Source organism: Snodgrassella alvi (assembly GCF_002777425.1).
GTDB lineage: Bacteria > Pseudomonadota > Gammaproteobacteria > Burkholderiales > Neisseriaceae > Snodgrassella > Snodgrassella alvi_B.
Map to the genome: position 1 here is coordinate 33,884 of NZ_MDVC01000055.1, position 16,302 is coordinate 50,185.

A 16,302-nucleotide genomic window follows, 5' to 3' on the forward strand; every position below is an offset into this window, starting at 1 on the left:
TGTGCTAATTATAAGTGAATTTGTGTATTTAAACAGCTTGTATATCTGTTTAGGCACAAATTTCCCAGTAATCTGCATACAACTGTAGTTCCATTTGTTGGCGCCATTCGTTGGCTACCAGCCGGTAAACCACGCGTATGTGTTCTGGTAGGGGAGTGCCACAGCGGAAAAACATGGCTTCACATTCACAATTGCTCTTGCGCAACACTGCTTTGATATGGCCAGTGCCAACGCTTTGTTGCCGGATTACCCTGAATTCGTCGCAAAAACATGGTTCGGGAAAGTTTTGTCCCCACACCAATGCGGCCAGTTGTTGTGCAGTGTCTAAATTCAGGTGCCCATCGTCTAATGAACCATCGGTTTGGTAAGTATGATTGAGGTCGGCCGGCTGGATAAGTCGCTGGCAGACTGCCTCAAATTCACGCTGGAAAGCTGGCAGATGTATGCTGGCTATACTCAACCCAGCTGCCATGGCATGGCCACCGAATTTCTGAATGATTTCTGGCCGACGCTTGCTAATCAGATCCAGTGCATCACGCAGATGTAAACCTGTGATGGAGCGACCCGAACCGCGTAACGTTCCATCTTCTGCCTGAGCAAAAACAATACTGGGGCGATGGAAAGTTTCGCGTAAGCGGCCAGCAACAATACCGGTTACGCCCTGATGCCAGCTATCATGATAGGCAACAATGCTGTAGCTGTTTTCTGTATCAATGGTGGCCAGTTGCAGATTAGCCTCATCCTGCATACTGCGCTGAATCTGACGACGTTCACGATTTAAATCATCCAGCTGTAGAGCTAAATCTGTAGCGCTTTCCATATCGTCGCTCAGCAAACAGGCGATACCCAGACTCATGTCATCTAGCCGGCCTGCGGCATTCAGACGGGGACCAATGGCAAAACCAAGATCAAATGCCTGTGCCTGCTGTGCTTTGCGTTTTGCGACATGAAACAGGGCGCGTATGCCGGCCTGCATTTTATCTGCGCGTATCCGTCTGAGTCCCTGCGTTACCAGAATACGGTTATTCTGATCAAGGGGGACGACATCGGCGATGGTGCCTAATGCCACCAGATCTAGCCATTGAGCCAGATTCGGTTCAGGACGTTGGCTAAACCAGTTATGCTGGCGCAGATGGTGGCGTAAGGCCATCAGTACGTAAAACATAACCCCTACGCCCGCCAGAGCCTTGCTTGGAAAATGATCTCCGGGCTGGTTGGGGTTAACAATAATGCATTCAGGCAGTTGTTCGCCGGGTAAATGATGGTCAGTAATCAAAACATCCATGCCCAGCTGTTGAGCCCGCTGTACCCCTGCCACGCTGGCGATACCATTGTCTACGGTAAGCAGTAAATCGGTACCGGCCTGAGCAGCCAGTTCAGCAATTTGCGGTGTCAGACCATAGCCATGGTCAAAACGGTTAGGTACGAGAAAATCGGTTTTGGCGCCCATTGCCTGTAAACCACGCATACCCAGTGCGCAGGCCGTGGCACCATCTGCATCATAATCAGCCACAATCAGGATTTTTTCCTGCTGCTCGATTGCTCGTGCTAAGCGTTCACTGGCAGCCTGAATATTTTTCAGACTCTGAAACGGCAGCAGGGCAGACAGACTGTATTCAGTTTCGCTTTTGCTTTTAATGGCTCGGGCTGCATACAGTTTGGCCAATAAAGGATCAACGCCTTGTGCAAGTAAAGTTTGCTGAGCAACAGTATCAATCGGGCGGGCAAGAATGCGAGCCGGTTTCATAAACTTAATCCGCTAAAAGGTTTCGTTTTGCGCCAGAAAGGAGGAAGCCAAGGTTTGCGAATTTTAAGCAGACCCGCTTCGCACCGGATATCCAGACGATGAATTTGTCTGTTTTGCAGTGCTGTCAGTAGCGGTTGCCACCAGTGCTGCTCCCATTGTTGCAGTATCTGCGTATAGGTATAAACATCGCCCTGATTAACCGGTAAGCACAATTCCTCGTTAAACAGTACAACTTCCTGCTGGCTGGACAGGGAATCAGATAATCTGGCGTAATTTTCTGGCAGGTTGTGTGCGTGAAATGCCCATGAGCTATTGGTATAAAGTAGCGTTTCATTGTTAGCTGTGCCTGTGCTGTCTTGTTCAAACCAGAAACCATTGATTGCGGGCAGACCACGTGCATTACGTTGCAGGTTCAATGGGTGCTGATACAGTAACATTTGCAGTTCGGTTTGCTGTTGCAGAATCTGGGTTGCGTCAGCTCCAACCGGTTTGGCTGTACCATCAATGCTGCCAGACAAATCCAGTAAGGATGGCAGGGTAAATTCAATGCTCTGTGGGGTGGTAACTAGCCATAAATCCGGTTTTACTGGCCAAAATTGCCAGCCGTCTGCCTGTAACCATGCGTTTAACACGTCACAGAAAGCCTGCGCTTCTTTTGTAGTCAGGCCAAGTGCTTTTCCATCCAGATACTGAAGCTGATGCATGCCGGCTGTCTGGCTGATGGGAGTAGCAATAAAGCCATAATCATTTGAGTTAGAATTTATTTGCTGGCTTGCCTGTTGTAACCATGAACCTTGCCACAGATATTGCCGGTAAAGCAGGCTTCTGCTAATAGTTTGTGGGAAATATTTGCTCCACAGCCGCAGGGTATTCAGTGCCGGTAACTGTAATTTTGGCACCATAGCTTCCTGATGTGGCCACAATAAGCCCGGCAGGACAAGAGTCAGATGTAAATCAGCAGGCATGAATACACAACATTTGTAAATAGGAAAATTAGGAAAGTAATGGTAATAATATCTGGTTAAATCTGTGACTGCGGCTGCAACCACTGCTGTAATAGCAATGCATTATCAATGCTTAACAGCGCAGTATCAGTTGTCGCTGCCTGTGCCAGTAAGGTAGTCTGTCGCAGCAGACCGTCGCGGATAAAATGCAGCCGAACCGTTTCGCCCACATCAATACGTGCCCACTGTTTATCAAAATCAGTAATGATTTCATCATTAAGGGCAATAAGCTGATCACCAGCACACATGCCTGCATTCTCGGCACTGCCCTGATTAAATATCTGCTGTAGGCTGATGCCAAATGCTGCTGATTGAAAACGGGCACCCAAGTCTGCGCAAGCCTGTTCGTTAGGGGGGATATGTTCAATATAAGCACCACCATGCTGGCGTGGCAAGGCCGCCCAGTGTAACTGCACCCCAGCTTGTTGCAACTGTTCAGCCAGAGGTAAATCAGCGGTAGTCATAATATATTGCTGATAAACCTCGGTTAAATCTATACCAGTGGCCTGTTGAGCGATTTCTAGCCATTCATTTTCAGCCAGACCCATGCCTCGCTCACGCCAGTCGTGATACAGAGCACGCATAATGTCGTCCAGATTTTTCTGTTGTCCGGTTTGCTGGCGTATATAGTGATCCAGACACATGGCTGCCAGTGCACCTTTCTGGTAATAGCTGACAATAGCATTGGCACTGTTTTCATTCTGTTTATAGTATTTTGTCCACGAAGTGAAGCTGGAATCGGCCAAACTTTGCTTCAGCCGGCCGGCACCCTGCTGTACCCGAGTAATGGTTTTGGCCAGTAGTTGCAGATATTGAGCCGGGGTAATCACACCACTGCGTACCAGGAACCAATCATCATAATAAGAGGTGATGCCTTCAAATGCCCATAACAAACGGGTATAGGCTTCTGTATTCAGATCATCGTTGGCAAACACGGATGGAATAATAGATTTAACATTCCATGCGTGAAAATATTCATGGCTGAATAATCCCAGTAAGGTGATATAGGCATCGCTATTTTTGCCATCGGTTTGTGGCAGGTCATGCCGGTCTGCCATGAGTGCCGAAGATGATCTGTGTTCCAGTCCACCATAAATGCCATTTCCAACAAACAATAGAAAGCTGTAGCGCTCAAATGGTGCCGGTGCGGCAAACATGGCTATTTCGCTGGCACATATTTTGGCGACATCATCTACCAGCCGCTGCTGGTCAAACGGCGAGAAGTGTCCGCTGATGATAATTTCGTGGTCGATGCCACCTGCTGTAAATGGCAGACGCAGCAGATGGCCCATTTCCACCGGATAATCAATCAAGGCACGGTAATTGCTGGCCTGATAAACCTGTGCCTGTGATGTTTGCGGCATGGTGGTGGCGATGTCCCAGTTTTCCGGCAAACCGGTAATACCTAACTGACAGGTTTCCTGCTGACGCTGGTTATGACGTAAAAACAGGCAGGCACCATCAAAAAAGCCCCGTTCGGTATTTAAAAATGCGCCACGCACCGAAGTATCAAAGGCGTAAACCAGATAGCTGATTTCCCAATTACCAGCCTGCCCGCTGCAAACCCAGGTATTTTTATTTATTTGTTCTGCTGATGCTGGTGTACGGTTGCAACTGGCCGATAATGTGACAATGTGGCGGGCAAAATCACGAATCATATAACTGCCGGGTAGCCAGTTGGGCAGACTCAGACTGAAATCCTGATTATCCAGCTGTGTAAAACTGAGACGTACTTGCCACAAATGCTGGGTCAGAGAGTGGGGTTGCAAGTGATATTTAAGCATAATCTGTGCCTCAATGAAACGGGAAAGGAGTACCAGCGTTTTGTCTGTTAGGAAATTAAAATTATTGGCTATTGGCTTGATCAGCTCAATTGGCGACGATTATTGTTTGTTTGGCTGAGATTTATTGGTTTCGGTTAGCCGGAATGTGTTCAGGCTGCCTGAATAGCCCGGCGGGTTCAGACAGCCTGTACATGCTGACAACAGCTTAGGCGAACGGTGTAACTTCCATGCCAAACATGGCGCGGGCGGTGTTCAGCATCTGGCAGCTAAAGCCCCATTCATTATCGTACCATGCCAGTACTTTTACCATATTGCCATTGGTTACTTTAGTTAAAGTACTGTCAAAAATCGATGCCTGAGGCATATGATTAAAATCGGTGGAAACCAGTGGCAAAGTGTTGTAGCCTAGGATGTGCTGCATACTGCCTTCACTGGCGGCTTTAACGATGGCATTCACTTCTTCTACACTGGTATCGCGTGCCGCTTCAAAGGTTAAATCAACCAGTGAAACATTGATTGTGGGTACGCGTACCGAAAAACCGTCAAATTTACCCTGTAATTCAGGTAGTACCAGTCCCACAGCCTTGGCCGCACCAGTTTTGGTTGGAATCAGGTTTTCCACCGCACTGCGGGCACGGCGCAAATCTTTATGCCGAACATCTGTCAGAACCTGATCATTGGTGAACGCATGAATGGTAGTCATCAAACCTTTCACCATGCCCAGCTCGTCATTAATGGCTTTGGCCACCGGTGCCAGACAGTTGGTTGTGCAGGAACCGTTGGATATCACCGTCATTTCCGGTGTCAGTACCTGATGGTTCACACCATATACCACAGTAGCATCCACATCGGCGCCGCCAGGTGCAGAAATCAGAACCTTTTTCGCACCACTGTGTAAATGAACACTGGCTTTTTCCTTGCTGGTAAATGCACCGGTACATTCCAGTACCAGATCAACACCTAATTCACCCCAAGGCAGTTCTGCCGGATTGCGGGTAGCGAAAAAGCGGATACGATCGCCGTTAATGATTAAAGCATCATCATCACATGAAACATCTGCGGCAAAACGGCCATGAACCGTATCAAACTTTGTCAGATGGGCACTGGTTTCCAGTGAACCACTGGCATTTACCGCGACAATTTCAAACTGGTTGCGCAGGTTATAGTCATAAATTGCACGCAATACCTGGCGGCCGATACGGCCATAACCATTAATGGCAACTTTTAATGTCATGCTTATTCCTTTTCAAATCAACAAAAACGGTCAGGTGAATTTGGGGTAAAGAGTGCTAAATAGTTTAAATCGCACAAAAAACACCATGTATTATTATAGCGGAACCAGCCTGATTCTACATCAGCATCAGCGTATTCCTGTTTCAGCGGGTATTGTCGTTAGCATTTGCTGGAAAGCCTGCGCCATGCTGTTTATATCCAGCCAGCCCATGGTACTGAATACGAGCAGCAGCATACCCCCTGCCAGACTAGTGATTAAAAAATAGATAATATAAGCCAAGCCTACTTTGAAAACATTTTGCTGGCTGATGCGTACAAAACCAGACACCTGCACCACCATTGTCCATATCAGCCAGAAAGATCCCGGGGTGGCTAATGCCTGTGGCCAGTACAGCATCGCTATCATTGGTAGTATCAGTGCCTCAGTAACCAGTACATAACCATACCATTGCCCCGGCTGCTTGCTGTAGTAGCCTAAAATAGTCTGCATTGTCATACCCAGAATACCCCAGCGCAACACTGTTAATGCCAGAATGAAAGCAGTTATACCAGCCTGATGTCCCAAAATCTGCGACATATTGGCCATATTGATCAAGCCAAGTGCCAGCAAAACCGGCACTATAATTAACGGAGAGTAACGATAATGCGTTTTAGGATAAAAGCGCAGACGCAGGGCAGCCCATGCGTCCAGAAAAAATTGATACATTACATTAATACCACAATAGTTTGTTAAATAAACCAAGACAACTGCTTCAGAAACGCTGCCAGCTTGTCGTGTGCCGCTGGTTGATACAGTGGTCCGGGATTTTTGCCAGTGTTTATAGAATAATCTTTGATTCAGTATAGCTGCTTTATTCTACTGCATCATAACAATACACCGGTTAAAAAGCCGATACATGCTTTCTATGTCATGCATTGCAATACAGAGCAGCGTCGCCTCTTAATTATGTTGCGTGATGTCACAGTCGCTGTGTATCGTGAATTTCCGCCGCTTGCAGTGTATTTTCCATTAAGGTCGCGATAGTCATGGGGCCAACTCCACCCGGTACCGGCGTAATCATTGCAGCACGTTCTTTGGCAGTCTCAAACTCTACATCACCGCATAACTGCCCGTTTTCCAGTCGGTTAATCCCCACATCTATAACCACTGCACCCGGTTTAATCCATTCACCTTTGACAAACTCTGGAATGCCGACACCCGCTACCACAATATCGGCGGCAGCAACTTCCTGCGCCAGATTCTGAGTAGCACTGTGACAAACTGTTACAGTTGCACGTGCCAGTAGCAATTCTAATGCTTGCGGTCGGCCGACAATATTCGAAGCACCAATCACGACGGCTTTTTTACCGGTTATTTCAACCTGATAAGCATCGAGTAATGTCATCACTCCTTTAGGTGTACATGGGCGCATTAACGGCATTTTCACTGCCAAACGGCCTACATTATACGGATGGAAACCATCTACATCTTTGTGTGGCACAATTCGTTCCAGTATCTTCTGACCGTCAATGTGCGCAGGCAGAGGTAATTGCACCAGAATACCGTCAACACCGTTGTCAGCATTCATCTCGTCGATCAGTGCCAGTAATTCAACTTCACTGGTCTGTGCTGGCAACTCGTAGCTGCGTGATTCAAATCCGATGGTTTCACAGGCACGTTTTTTATTGCGTACATATACTGCACTGGCCGGATCTTCGCCTACCAGCACCACAGCCAGACAGGGACGATGTAGCCGGTTGTCCAGCCGCTGTTGTACGCGCGCAGCCAAGTTTTGTAGAATTTGTTGGGAAATTTTTTTACCATCAATGAGTTGTGCGGTCATCAGAATATTCCAGACAGAAAGGAAAGATTATGCTGCTGGCCAGCAGTCAGCAGCCAATATTCAGAAAAATAGTATTGTCGCATTTTTTTTCGGTGGTTTCATCTGCTTTTATCTACTGCCACCAACATAAATCGGCAATAATTCAAAAATATGGCAAAAAAATTTGCTTTACCTCTTGACGATAGTTTTTTAGAGCTGTATAGTTCGCCTCTCTCGTCGGGGTGTAGCGCAGCCTGGTTAGCGCATCTGCTTTGGGAGCAGAGGGTCGTGAGTTCGAATCCCACCACCCCGACCATATCGACTGAATCCTTATCCGGATAGATTTGAGAGCACGCGCCCGTAGCTCAACCGGATAGAGCACCGGCCTTCTAAGCCGGGGGTTACAGGTTCGATTCCTGTCGGGCGCACCAAAGTTTGAAAAAGTTTTTATGGTGGCTGTAGCTCAGTTGGTAGAGCCCTGGATTGTGATTCCAGTTGTCGTGGGTTCGAGCCCCATCAGCCACCCCACTATAAAAGCCCAAGCCCTCTGCTTGGGCTTTTAACTTTTATACGCCAGCCTTTTATAATCCGGTATCGCCTGCTAAACTTGCTATCTATTACACCTTATCATAATAGTTGCTTATAAAACTGCTATTCCGCTATGAATAAAACTGCAACTGAACTGCCGATGCTAACTATAGCCTTGTGTGCCGGAGAAGCATCTGGTGATTTACTGGGTGCTCATCTGATGAATGCCATTCGTGCACGTTATCCTCATGTACGTTTTGTTGGTATCGGCGGGCCGCGGATGTTGGCTGCGGGGATACAGAGCCTGTATGATCAGGAAAAACTGGCGGTACGCGGTTTTGTTGAGGTAGTAAAAAAATTACCGGAAATTCTGGCTATTCGTCGCGGTTTGATTCAGGCACTGAAAAAAAACCGCCCGCAGGTATTTGTAGGCATTGATGCACCGGATTTTAATCTGGGTGTCGCAGAAAGCTTAAAGCGTGCCGGTATTGCCACCGTACATTATGTCAGCCCATCTGTATGGGCATGGCGGCGTAAGCGGGTAAAAAAAATTGTTAAGCAAGTAGATGAGGTATTGTGTCTGTTTCCGATGGAACCAGAGCTATACCAGCAGGCTGGTGGTCGTGCCCGCTTCGTTGGCCATCCCCTTGCCCAGACTTTGCCACAGAGTGTTGACCGAATGGCAAAACGGCAGCAACTGAAATTGCCTGAACAGGCACCAGTATTTGTTTTAATGCCAGGCAGCCGGGTCAGTGAAATCGATTTTATGGCGCCACTGTTTTTACAGGCAGCAGAAATTATTCATCAGCGTTATCCACAGGCGCAGTTCTTATTGCCACTGGCAACGACGGCAACGCGGCAGCGAATGCAGGCAATACTGGCTCAGCCAGTCTGGCAAAAATTGCCTGTGCGTTTAATGTCAGCCCATGCGGAAATGGCCTGTCAGGCAGCAGATGTGGCGCTGGTTACCAGTGGCACGGCTACGCTGGAAGTAGCTTTATGCCAGTGTCCGATGGTCATCAGTTATAAAATTTCACCCTTAACATATGCTTATGTCAAATATAAAATTAAGGTTCCGTATGTTGGTTTGCCAAATATCTTGTTAGGCAAAGGTGTGGTGCCCGAACTGCTACAGAGTAACGCTACAGCACAAAAACTGGCGCAAGCAGTAATTCACTGGTATGAATCGCCGCAGGAAGTACAAAGCTTGCAGGCCGATTTTTCAACATTGCATCAGCAATTACGTTTAAATACGGATGAACTGGCCGCACAGGCAGTCTTACAGCATGCAACGGGACAGATATGAGTATGGATTTAGTCGTATTACCCAGCCATGCCGGTGTGGACGAAGCCGGCCGCGGGCCTTTGGTGGGCAGTGTATATGCAGCAGCAGTTATCTTGCCGGCAGATTATGATTTACCCGGTCTTACTGATTCAAAAAAATTATCTGAAAAGAAACGTGATGCGCTGGCGGTGCGGATTAAGCAACAGGCAACTGCTTGGTCAGTGGCAGCAGCTGATGTAGCCGAAATTCATCAATATAATATTCTGTTTGCAACCATGCGCGCCATGGCTCGGGCAGTAGCTGGCTTGCATATCAAGCCAGCCAAAGTCTGGATAGATGGTAACCGCATACCCACTGATTTGTCTTTGCCAGCAGAAGCAGTAGTCAAAGGTGATCTGAAAATAGCTGCTATTTCTGCTGCTTCGATTCTGGCTAAGACAGCGCGGGATGCAGAAATGTACGCACTGGATAAGCACTATCCCCAGTATGGTTTTGCCAAACATAAGGGTTATGGTACAGCCGCACATCTGGCTGCTCTAAAGCAATTTGGCGTATTGCCACAGCATCGTCAGGATTTTGCGCCAGTAAAAGCATTACTTGCACAGGGGAAATGCTTTGATTGAGATTATTGCTTGATAACATTTTTCAAGCAATCTGTAGATTTTTATGAATTTTATGGTTTAATAAATTGATAGCCAGATTATTCTAGAGATTCACTGGTACGGTAGATAAGCAAGTGAAGCTGGTAATACATTTGTGCTATAAAATAAAAAACGCTTTCCGTGTAGAAAGCGTTTTAGCTGCTATCTATTTACAATCAGTCCACAAACTGTTTTTTAATCCGTTCACGCCGTTCTTGTGCTTCAACTGACAGAGTAGCAGTAGGGCGAGCCAGCAGCCGTTTCAGACCGATTGGTTCACCTGTATCCTGACAAAAACCATAATCACCTTCATCCAGCTGGCGCAGGGAGGCCTGAATCTTGCTCAATAGCTTACGTTCGCGGTCACGGGTACGTAGCTCCAGTGCGTATTCTTCTTCCAGCGTAGCGCGGTCTGCTGGGTCAGGCGTAGTAGCCTGTTCCTGTAAGTGGCCGGCGGTGTTGTTGGCGTTATGAATCAGTTCATCCTGAAGTTTCAACAGCAAATCACGGAAGAAAGTTTGATGTTCTTCATTCATGTACTCCTCTTCAGGGCCATTCCAGGCTTGGATATCTTGTTCTGTGAGTTTAGCCATTGTACAGTCTTTCTTTTGCGTAGCTCGATTAAGCAATTAGCTCAGGAATTGACAGCTTAATCTGTTTGTAAACACAACAGATGCTGGCTGTCATGCTGTTAAAAAAGTCCGGGCATGATAGCATGTTTTTATATACTATTCGTAATTTTGCATTCGACAACATTATCCGCTAATCAGCCAGTATGAAATTTTGCTGCCCGCCTGTGGTAACCACCAGTCCAGACAAAGCCATAACACCAGCAGAATAACTGTCGCAGAAAAATCATATTTGCCGATTCGCAGAAAGGCAAACGGGCGGGTTAGCGGTATATAAATGCGCTGCAAGGTAAGCAATAATACAGAATAAGGTTTGCTCAGACTTAAAAACATCCGTATTACCAGTCCGATAAACAGGGCATAGCAAAGCGCTTTCAGGGAAAACAGAATACAAAATAACAAACTGGCGGTAATAACACGGGCATCCGGCTGTATCCATGTAAAGGCAATAAACAGATTGAGTGCTGTAGCCAGATAATAAATGATGATGGTAGCCAGAATACAGGCACCGTCCCAATGTCTCAGTGGCGGCGTGATTCTGCGTAAAGGGCGTATCAGCCAATTGGTACTGTGCACACAAAACTGGGCTAGCGGATGTAGAAAAGGTAAATTACCCCACTGTAACAAAAGCCGTGCCCAGCATATGATGGACAGAGCACTGGCTAATAAAAATAATGTTTTACTAATCACACGATACCTTAAGGAGCAAGCTGTTTTTGCATTTCTTCTGCCCGCGCAACACTGGCGGCCACCCCATCAACCACTACCTGTGTTAGTTGATGCTGTTCAAAAACTGAGGTAGCCGCAAATGTGGTGCCACCTTTAGAAGTCACATTTTTTTGTAACTGTACAAATTCAATACCGGATTGTTGTGCCAGAGATACCGCCCCTTTGAATGTGCCCAGGCTTAACAGGTATGCTTCTTCTGCGCTGAAACCCTGTTGTATTGCTGCCTGCTGTAGGGCATTGAGAAAATAGAACACATAAGCTGGGCCACTGCCGCTGATACCAGCAATCCGGTTAATGCCACTTTCTTCTTCCAGCCACACCACATCACCAGTGGTACGCATGATATTTTCAGCGACAGCCCTGTCTGCTGCATCTATATTTGCCGGTGCGAATAAACCGGAAATGCCCAGGCCAATTTGACACGGGGTATTGGGCATAATCCGGATGATACGCTGGTGATTACCCAGAAACTGGCGCAGAATGTCTACGGTTAATCCCGCGGCAATGCTGAGTACCAATGCACCATTGACTTTGATATCTGCGGTAGCCTGCTGTATATCCTGTGGTTTAACCGCCAGCACCAAGACATCGGCAGCAGTCAGCTCAGGTAGTTTGTCACTGCTGTGTATCCGATAACAGCTGCTCAAATGCTCGCGCTTCTCCTGATTACGGTCAATGACTGTAATATCATAGCCACCTTGCCTGCTCATGCCAGCGACAATAGCAGAGGCCATATTGCCCCCGCCAAGAAAATAAACACTCATATAATTTCCTCTTTTTTATTAAAAATTGAACAGCTCAATCAATAATACCGCTAACACTCAAATCAACTGAATCAACATTAATTTTACAATAACTATTATTTGCTGATTACAGACATACGATATAAATCGTCCCGCAAACGCATAAAGCCGATATCCGCTTCTGGGATAGATTGATTTAGTTAAAATTTACTGAATTAATCACCTTAATCTTACTGTAAATAACTAAATCTGCTGGATTTTATGTAAATTATGTATTAGTAATATGCCATATTTTGATAAAGATAAAACCATTCAGGAGATTTATATTAACGAAAAAGGCAACAGTCCGCATGACCAGTCCAAGTATCCTTATAATATTGATAACAGAGCATATTGAGTGCTTGTAATACACTGCATTCAGAGAGTGAATCACAAAAAATAGTAGTGAAGGGCGCTCTTGCTTCAGTTTTAGTCGCTGATGAGACAATGGATCGTAGTTCTTTTATAGGTTTGATGGGCACTCGTTCTGAAGAATTTTAAGAAATACTAGAATACACTCAAATACTGCACAATATAAAAGTTATTCAGATAAGCCGATAAAACAGGTGGTTGCTAAACCAGTTAGTCCTTTCAGTCTGGATAAGGATACTGCCAGCTATGCAAATAACAGACGGGTTATATCTGCGGGAAAAATGCCGCATGCGGATGCAGTGCGGGTAGAAGAATTTATTAATTATTTTCCAGATGTTTCGAATGAAAAATTAATCCCACTATCTGGTTCCCCGTTTGCTGCAATTTATGAATCGAGCCCAGTCCATAGAATGCAGATAAAGTTCTATTAAGGGTAAATATTAAAGTAAGAAATATCAATTTAATCAATTACCAACATGAAATGTGGTGTTTCTGATAGATACATCCGGTTCGATATATGGTTCGGACAAATTGAATTTCTTTAAAATAATTTTTGTCTTTTCAATATGGATAATGAAGTGTTAGCATCATTAACATAAAGTCCGAGTGTAATATACTAACTTTCCGCAACAAGAATAATTATTTCAATATAACTGAATGTAATTCAATGCATTTACCTATTTCTAAATTGATGGGCGGTTTGAAGAAACGCATACACATTTTGGCCTGGTTAGCCTTAATTGCTCTATTTATTGGCCAATTGGGCTCTGTATATTGGATATTTGAGCTGTTTTCGCACTTCACCCCCGTTTTATGTGCTGTTGTTTTTTCTAGTATATTTTTGTTGTCCAAGTAGAAAACAGCGTTTAGTGTTTGCTATTGTAGCTATTGCTGGCTGTTATTGGTGTTTAACCCCGTGGTTCATTACTCATTCAGCCGATACTACGCAAGCAAAACCTGTACGTTTCTTAAGCTATAACGTGTTGAATATCAATGCGCATATTGATACTGAAAGCAAGTGGCTGTTGAGAAATAATAGTGATGTTATTTTTCTGACGGAAACTTCTCTGGCCTGGGGCAGTGCACTTCAGCCTTTGGCAGAAACTACCCAGCATTGTGCTGAGTATAATGATTCTCCCTTTGGTATGGCTCTGTATTCACATCTGCCTTTAAAAAGCTGTGAAGTACGCTATACCACAGATAATGATATTTATCCCTATATCCGCGCCCAACTGCAAAATGGTCTGGTGGTATATGGTATTCATCCGCCCCCGCCGATTACCGCAACTCTGGTAGAGGAGCGCAATAATCAGTTGCAGGCTCTGGCTACTATGATTAAGCAGGAAAAAATAATGTTATCGTGCTGGGTGATATGAATATCAGTGCTTTTTCACCGGTTTTTCGTGATTTTATTCAGGCAGTTGATGTGCATTTGACCAGCCCACGAGCGCGGCCGACTTGGCTACCTGCTTTGCTGTCGATTGACCATGCATTGGTACGGCAATCAGATAAAGTAGTGGCGACAGGAAGCTATAGTTGGCATGGCTCCGACCATAAAGCGATATGGATTAGTTATGTGCCATAACATTTTACAAATAGGAAAAGATAAACACCTATCTCAGAATTGGTACATAGTACTATAACCTCTGTCTTCGAATACTGAACAGGAATTGTCCAACTTGAAAATGATTTCATGAATTGTGTCATTAAGCATTATTCAGATTTAACAGCCGCTATAAACATATGGTTCGTCGGGACCGGGTTGCTCGTATGCACTTTATATAAATAACCTATACAGTATCGCTTGTATGGTGCATAAAATAGGGTATGGACAAATATATGTCGCCATTGGTGTGAAAACCAAAATTTCGGTTTGAGTTGTTGTTATAGGTAATGATTTATCTCGACTAGTATAATCAGCTTCGTTTAGCACGTATGGCTAGTTAGCCAATTATTTTCAAATCAGGCACCCTGATTTACTGGGTTATAAAATGGCATTATTATGAAAAATATACTTTCAATTCAGTCTCATGTGGTTTTTGGCCATGCCGGCAACAGTGCTACAGTGTTTCCTATCCGCCGTTTAGGAGTGAATGTCTGGCCATTAAATACAGTACAGTTCTCCAATCATACCCAATACCGGCAATGGAAAGGTACGGTAATGCCGGCTGCGCATTTGCTGGATATTGTCGATGGCATTACCGCAATAGATGAACTGAAAAATTGTGATGCAGTACTAAGTGGCTATATGGGTTCAGCCGAGCAGGGCAATGCCATTATTGATATCGTCAGAAAAGTGAAGCAGGCTAATCCGCAAGCTATTTATTTCTGTGATCCGGTTATGGGCCATCCAGACAAAGGTTGTATTGTGGCCGGTGGTGTGGCTGAATTTTTGTGTGATATAGCATTGCCACTGAGCGATATGATTGCTCCAAACCTTTTTGAACTGGAAGAATTAAACAACAGACAACGCATTCATAATGTTGAAGAAGCTGTTGCTGCCTGTCGTGCTTTATGTAATAAAGGGCCGAAAGCAGTGCTGGTGAAACATTTGAGCCGTGCTGGTTATCAAACCGACCGTTTTGAAATGTTGCTGGTAACTCATGAAGCAGTCTGGCATATTCACCGGCCGCTGGTCGATTTCGGTGAACGCCAGCCTGTGGGTGTGGGTGATATGACGAGCGGAATTTTTCTGGCAGATTACTTGTCTGGTAAATCATTGCTTGAATCGTTTGAGCATACTACCGCAGCTGTATATGGTGTGATGCTGGAAACTTTAAAACGTCAGCAGTATGAGTTGCAGGTGGTAGCCGCACAGGATGAAATTGCTCAGCCAACACACCAGTTTAAAGCCGAAAAAATAGCCTGATCCGCCTGTGTGCTTTAACCGGTATTGGTTAAAGCAGTTTCACTGCCGGTAAAAAAAATTTTACCGGTATACGGTATAATGGTATCTGATTCTGTAGTTTTTAATTAATTATTTTCTGTGCGTGCATAACTGCGCTGGCCAAAAATGGCACTACCTACCCGTACATGGGTAGCACCGCAGGCAATGGCGATATTCAAGTCTGCACTCATTCCCATAGACAACACATCAACTGCAAAGCCGGCTTCACAAAGCTGTTGCAATAAGATTTGCATCTGGTTAAACTGCTGCCTTAGTTCAATTTCTGTGCTGTTGGCTTTAGCCACGCACATCAAACCGCGCAGTTTCAGACGTGGCAGGGTGCTGATGGTTGTAGCCAGTGCCAGTAATTCGGCACTATCAGTGCTAATACCATGTTTATTGGCTTCGGCCGCAATATTGACTTCGATACAAACATTCAACGGTGGTAAATGTTCCGGACGTTGTTCGTGCAGCCGCCGGGCAATTTTTTCACGGTCAATGGTGTGTACCCATTGTGCCCGTTCTGCCACAATGCGGCTTTTATTCGACTGAATATGGCCAATCATGTGCCAGACAATATCCAAGTCGGCCAGCAGGTTGGTCTTTTCACTGAATTCCTGTATGTAGTTTTCGCCAAAATCACGCTGACCGGCATGATAAAGAGTGGCGATATCATTGGCCGGAAATGTTTTACTGACTGCGATTAGCTGTACAGGTTGAGGTGCTGCGGTTTGCTGGCGCATGCTGGTAATGTTAGCCAGTACCTGCTGCCAGTGTTTGATTAAAAGGTCTACATTGTTCATAAGTTAAGTGATATTTTTTCAGTTTTTTTGATTCAATCAGGCTGTCTTTGTAAAAATTTTATCGGGGTGACAAATA

The 16,302-nt window shown here is 45.4% G+C and carries 16 protein-coding genes and 3 tRNA genes; 9 read left to right on the forward strand and 10 right to left on the reverse strand.

Annotated elements, in window-relative coordinates:
- Positions 1-49: 49 nt before the first annotated feature.
- From recJ to folD, 6 genes are all read right to left on the reverse strand, one after another.
- Positions 50-1,747: a single-stranded-DNA-specific exonuclease RecJ gene (gene recJ / locus BGI33_RS04525; RefSeq protein WP_100090142.1), complete on the reverse strand. Its 1,698-nt coding sequence runs from the start codon at positions 1,745-1,747 to the stop codon at positions 50-52.
- Positions 1,744-2,712, reverse strand: coding sequence for a hypothetical protein (locus tag BGI33_RS04530; RefSeq protein ID WP_100090143.1), 969 nt, complete (start codon positions 2,710-2,712; stop codon positions 1,744-1,746). The genes recJ and BGI33_RS04530 overlap by 4 nt, the downstream gene beginning before the upstream one ends.
- Before the next feature lie 56 nt (positions 2,713-2,768).
- Positions 2,769-4,535 (reverse strand): M61 family metallopeptidase, encoded by a 1,767-nt coding sequence (locus tag BGI33_RS04535; protein WP_100090144.1) that lies wholly within the window; start codon positions 4,533-4,535, stop codon positions 2,769-2,771.
- Between the two features lie 205 nt (positions 4,536-4,740).
- Positions 4,741-5,769 carry a type I glyceraldehyde-3-phosphate dehydrogenase gene (gene gap, locus BGI33_RS04540; protein ID WP_100090145.1) on the reverse strand — a complete coding sequence of 343 codons (1,029 nt, stop codon included), beginning with the start codon at positions 5,767-5,769 and terminating at the stop codon, positions 4,741-4,743.
- 126 nt (positions 5,770-5,895) lie between these two features.
- Positions 5,896-6,474, reverse strand: a complete 579-nt coding sequence (locus BGI33_RS04545) for a hypothetical protein (RefSeq protein WP_100090146.1) — start codon at positions 6,472-6,474, stop codon at positions 5,896-5,898.
- Between the two features lie 253 nt (positions 6,475-6,727).
- Positions 6,728-7,591, reverse strand: a complete 864-nt coding sequence (gene folD / locus BGI33_RS04550; RefSeq protein WP_100090147.1) for a bifunctional methylenetetrahydrofolate dehydrogenase/methenyltetrahydrofolate cyclohydrolase FolD — start codon at positions 7,589-7,591, stop codon at positions 6,728-6,730.
- Positions 7,592-7,808: 217 nt separating this feature from the next.
- On the opposite strand from folD, the gene BGI33_RS04555 reads away from it, so the two are divergent.
- From BGI33_RS04555 to rnhB, 5 genes are all read left to right on the forward strand, one after another.
- Positions 7,809-7,886 (forward strand) — tRNA-Pro (locus tag BGI33_RS04555).
- Between the two features lie 38 nt (positions 7,887-7,924).
- Positions 7,925-8,001 (forward strand) — tRNA-Arg (locus BGI33_RS04560).
- Positions 8,002-8,022: 21 nt separating this feature from the next.
- A tRNA-His gene (locus BGI33_RS04565) sits at positions 8,023-8,098 on the forward strand.
- Positions 8,099-8,231: 133 nt separating this feature from the next.
- Positions 8,232-9,404 (forward strand): lipid-A-disaccharide synthase, encoded by a 1,173-nt coding sequence (gene lpxB, locus BGI33_RS04570; protein WP_100090148.1) that lies wholly within the window; start codon positions 8,232-8,234, stop codon positions 9,402-9,404.
- Positions 9,401-10,006 (forward strand): ribonuclease HII, encoded by a 606-nt coding sequence (rnhB, locus tag BGI33_RS04575; RefSeq protein WP_100090149.1) that lies wholly within the window; start codon positions 9,401-9,403, stop codon positions 10,004-10,006. The genes lpxB and rnhB overlap by 4 nt, the downstream gene beginning before the upstream one ends.
- 194 nt (positions 10,007-10,200) lie before the next feature.
- Here the strand turns inward: rnhB and dksA are convergent, their stop codons facing one another.
- The 3 genes from dksA to proC all read right to left on the reverse strand — a co-directional run bounded on the left by dksA (position 10,201) and on the right by proC (position 12,146).
- A complete protein-coding gene (gene dksA, locus BGI33_RS04580) occupies positions 10,201-10,617 on the reverse strand; it encodes an RNA polymerase-binding protein DksA (RefSeq protein WP_037407116.1) in 417 nt (138 codons plus the stop codon).
- 162 nt (positions 10,618-10,779) lie between these two features.
- Entirely contained in the window at positions 10,780-11,343 is a 564-nt protein-coding gene (locus tag BGI33_RS04585; protein ID WP_100090150.1) for a YggT family protein, read from the reverse strand.
- Positions 11,344-11,351: 8 nt separating this feature from the next.
- Positions 11,352-12,146, reverse strand: a complete 795-nt coding sequence (proC, locus tag BGI33_RS04590) for a pyrroline-5-carboxylate reductase (protein ID WP_100090151.1) — start codon at positions 12,144-12,146, stop codon at positions 11,352-11,354.
- A 530-nt stretch (positions 12,147-12,676) separates the two neighbouring features.
- Between proC and BGI33_RS14135 the strand changes: the two genes are divergently transcribed.
- From BGI33_RS14135 to pdxY, 4 genes are all read left to right on the forward strand, one after another.
- Complete coding sequence (locus BGI33_RS14135) at positions 12,677-12,967, forward strand: VWA domain-containing protein (RefSeq protein WP_373885212.1); 291 nt, start codon at positions 12,677-12,679, stop codon at positions 12,965-12,967.
- A 549-nt stretch (positions 12,968-13,516) separates the two neighbouring features.
- Positions 13,517-13,912: an endonuclease/exonuclease/phosphatase family protein gene (locus tag BGI33_RS04600; protein WP_144235364.1), complete on the forward strand. Its 396-nt coding sequence runs from the start codon at positions 13,517-13,519 to the stop codon at positions 13,910-13,912.
- Entirely contained in the window at positions 13,909-14,121 is a 213-nt protein-coding gene (locus BGI33_RS04605) for a hypothetical protein (protein WP_100090154.1), read from the forward strand. Before BGI33_RS04600 ends, BGI33_RS04605 begins: the two co-directional genes overlap by 4 nt.
- Positions 14,122-14,538: 417 nt before the next feature.
- Entirely contained in the window at positions 14,539-15,405 is an 867-nt protein-coding gene (gene pdxY, locus BGI33_RS04610; RefSeq protein ID WP_100090155.1) for a pyridoxal kinase PdxY, read from the forward strand.
- Between the two features lie 104 nt (positions 15,406-15,509).
- On the opposite strand, the gene BGI33_RS04615 is transcribed toward pdxY, so the two are convergent.
- Complete coding sequence (locus tag BGI33_RS04615; RefSeq protein ID WP_100090156.1) at positions 15,510-16,226, reverse strand: YggS family pyridoxal phosphate-dependent enzyme; 717 nt, start codon at positions 16,224-16,226, stop codon at positions 15,510-15,512.
- Between the last annotated feature and the right edge of the window lie 76 nt (positions 16,227-16,302).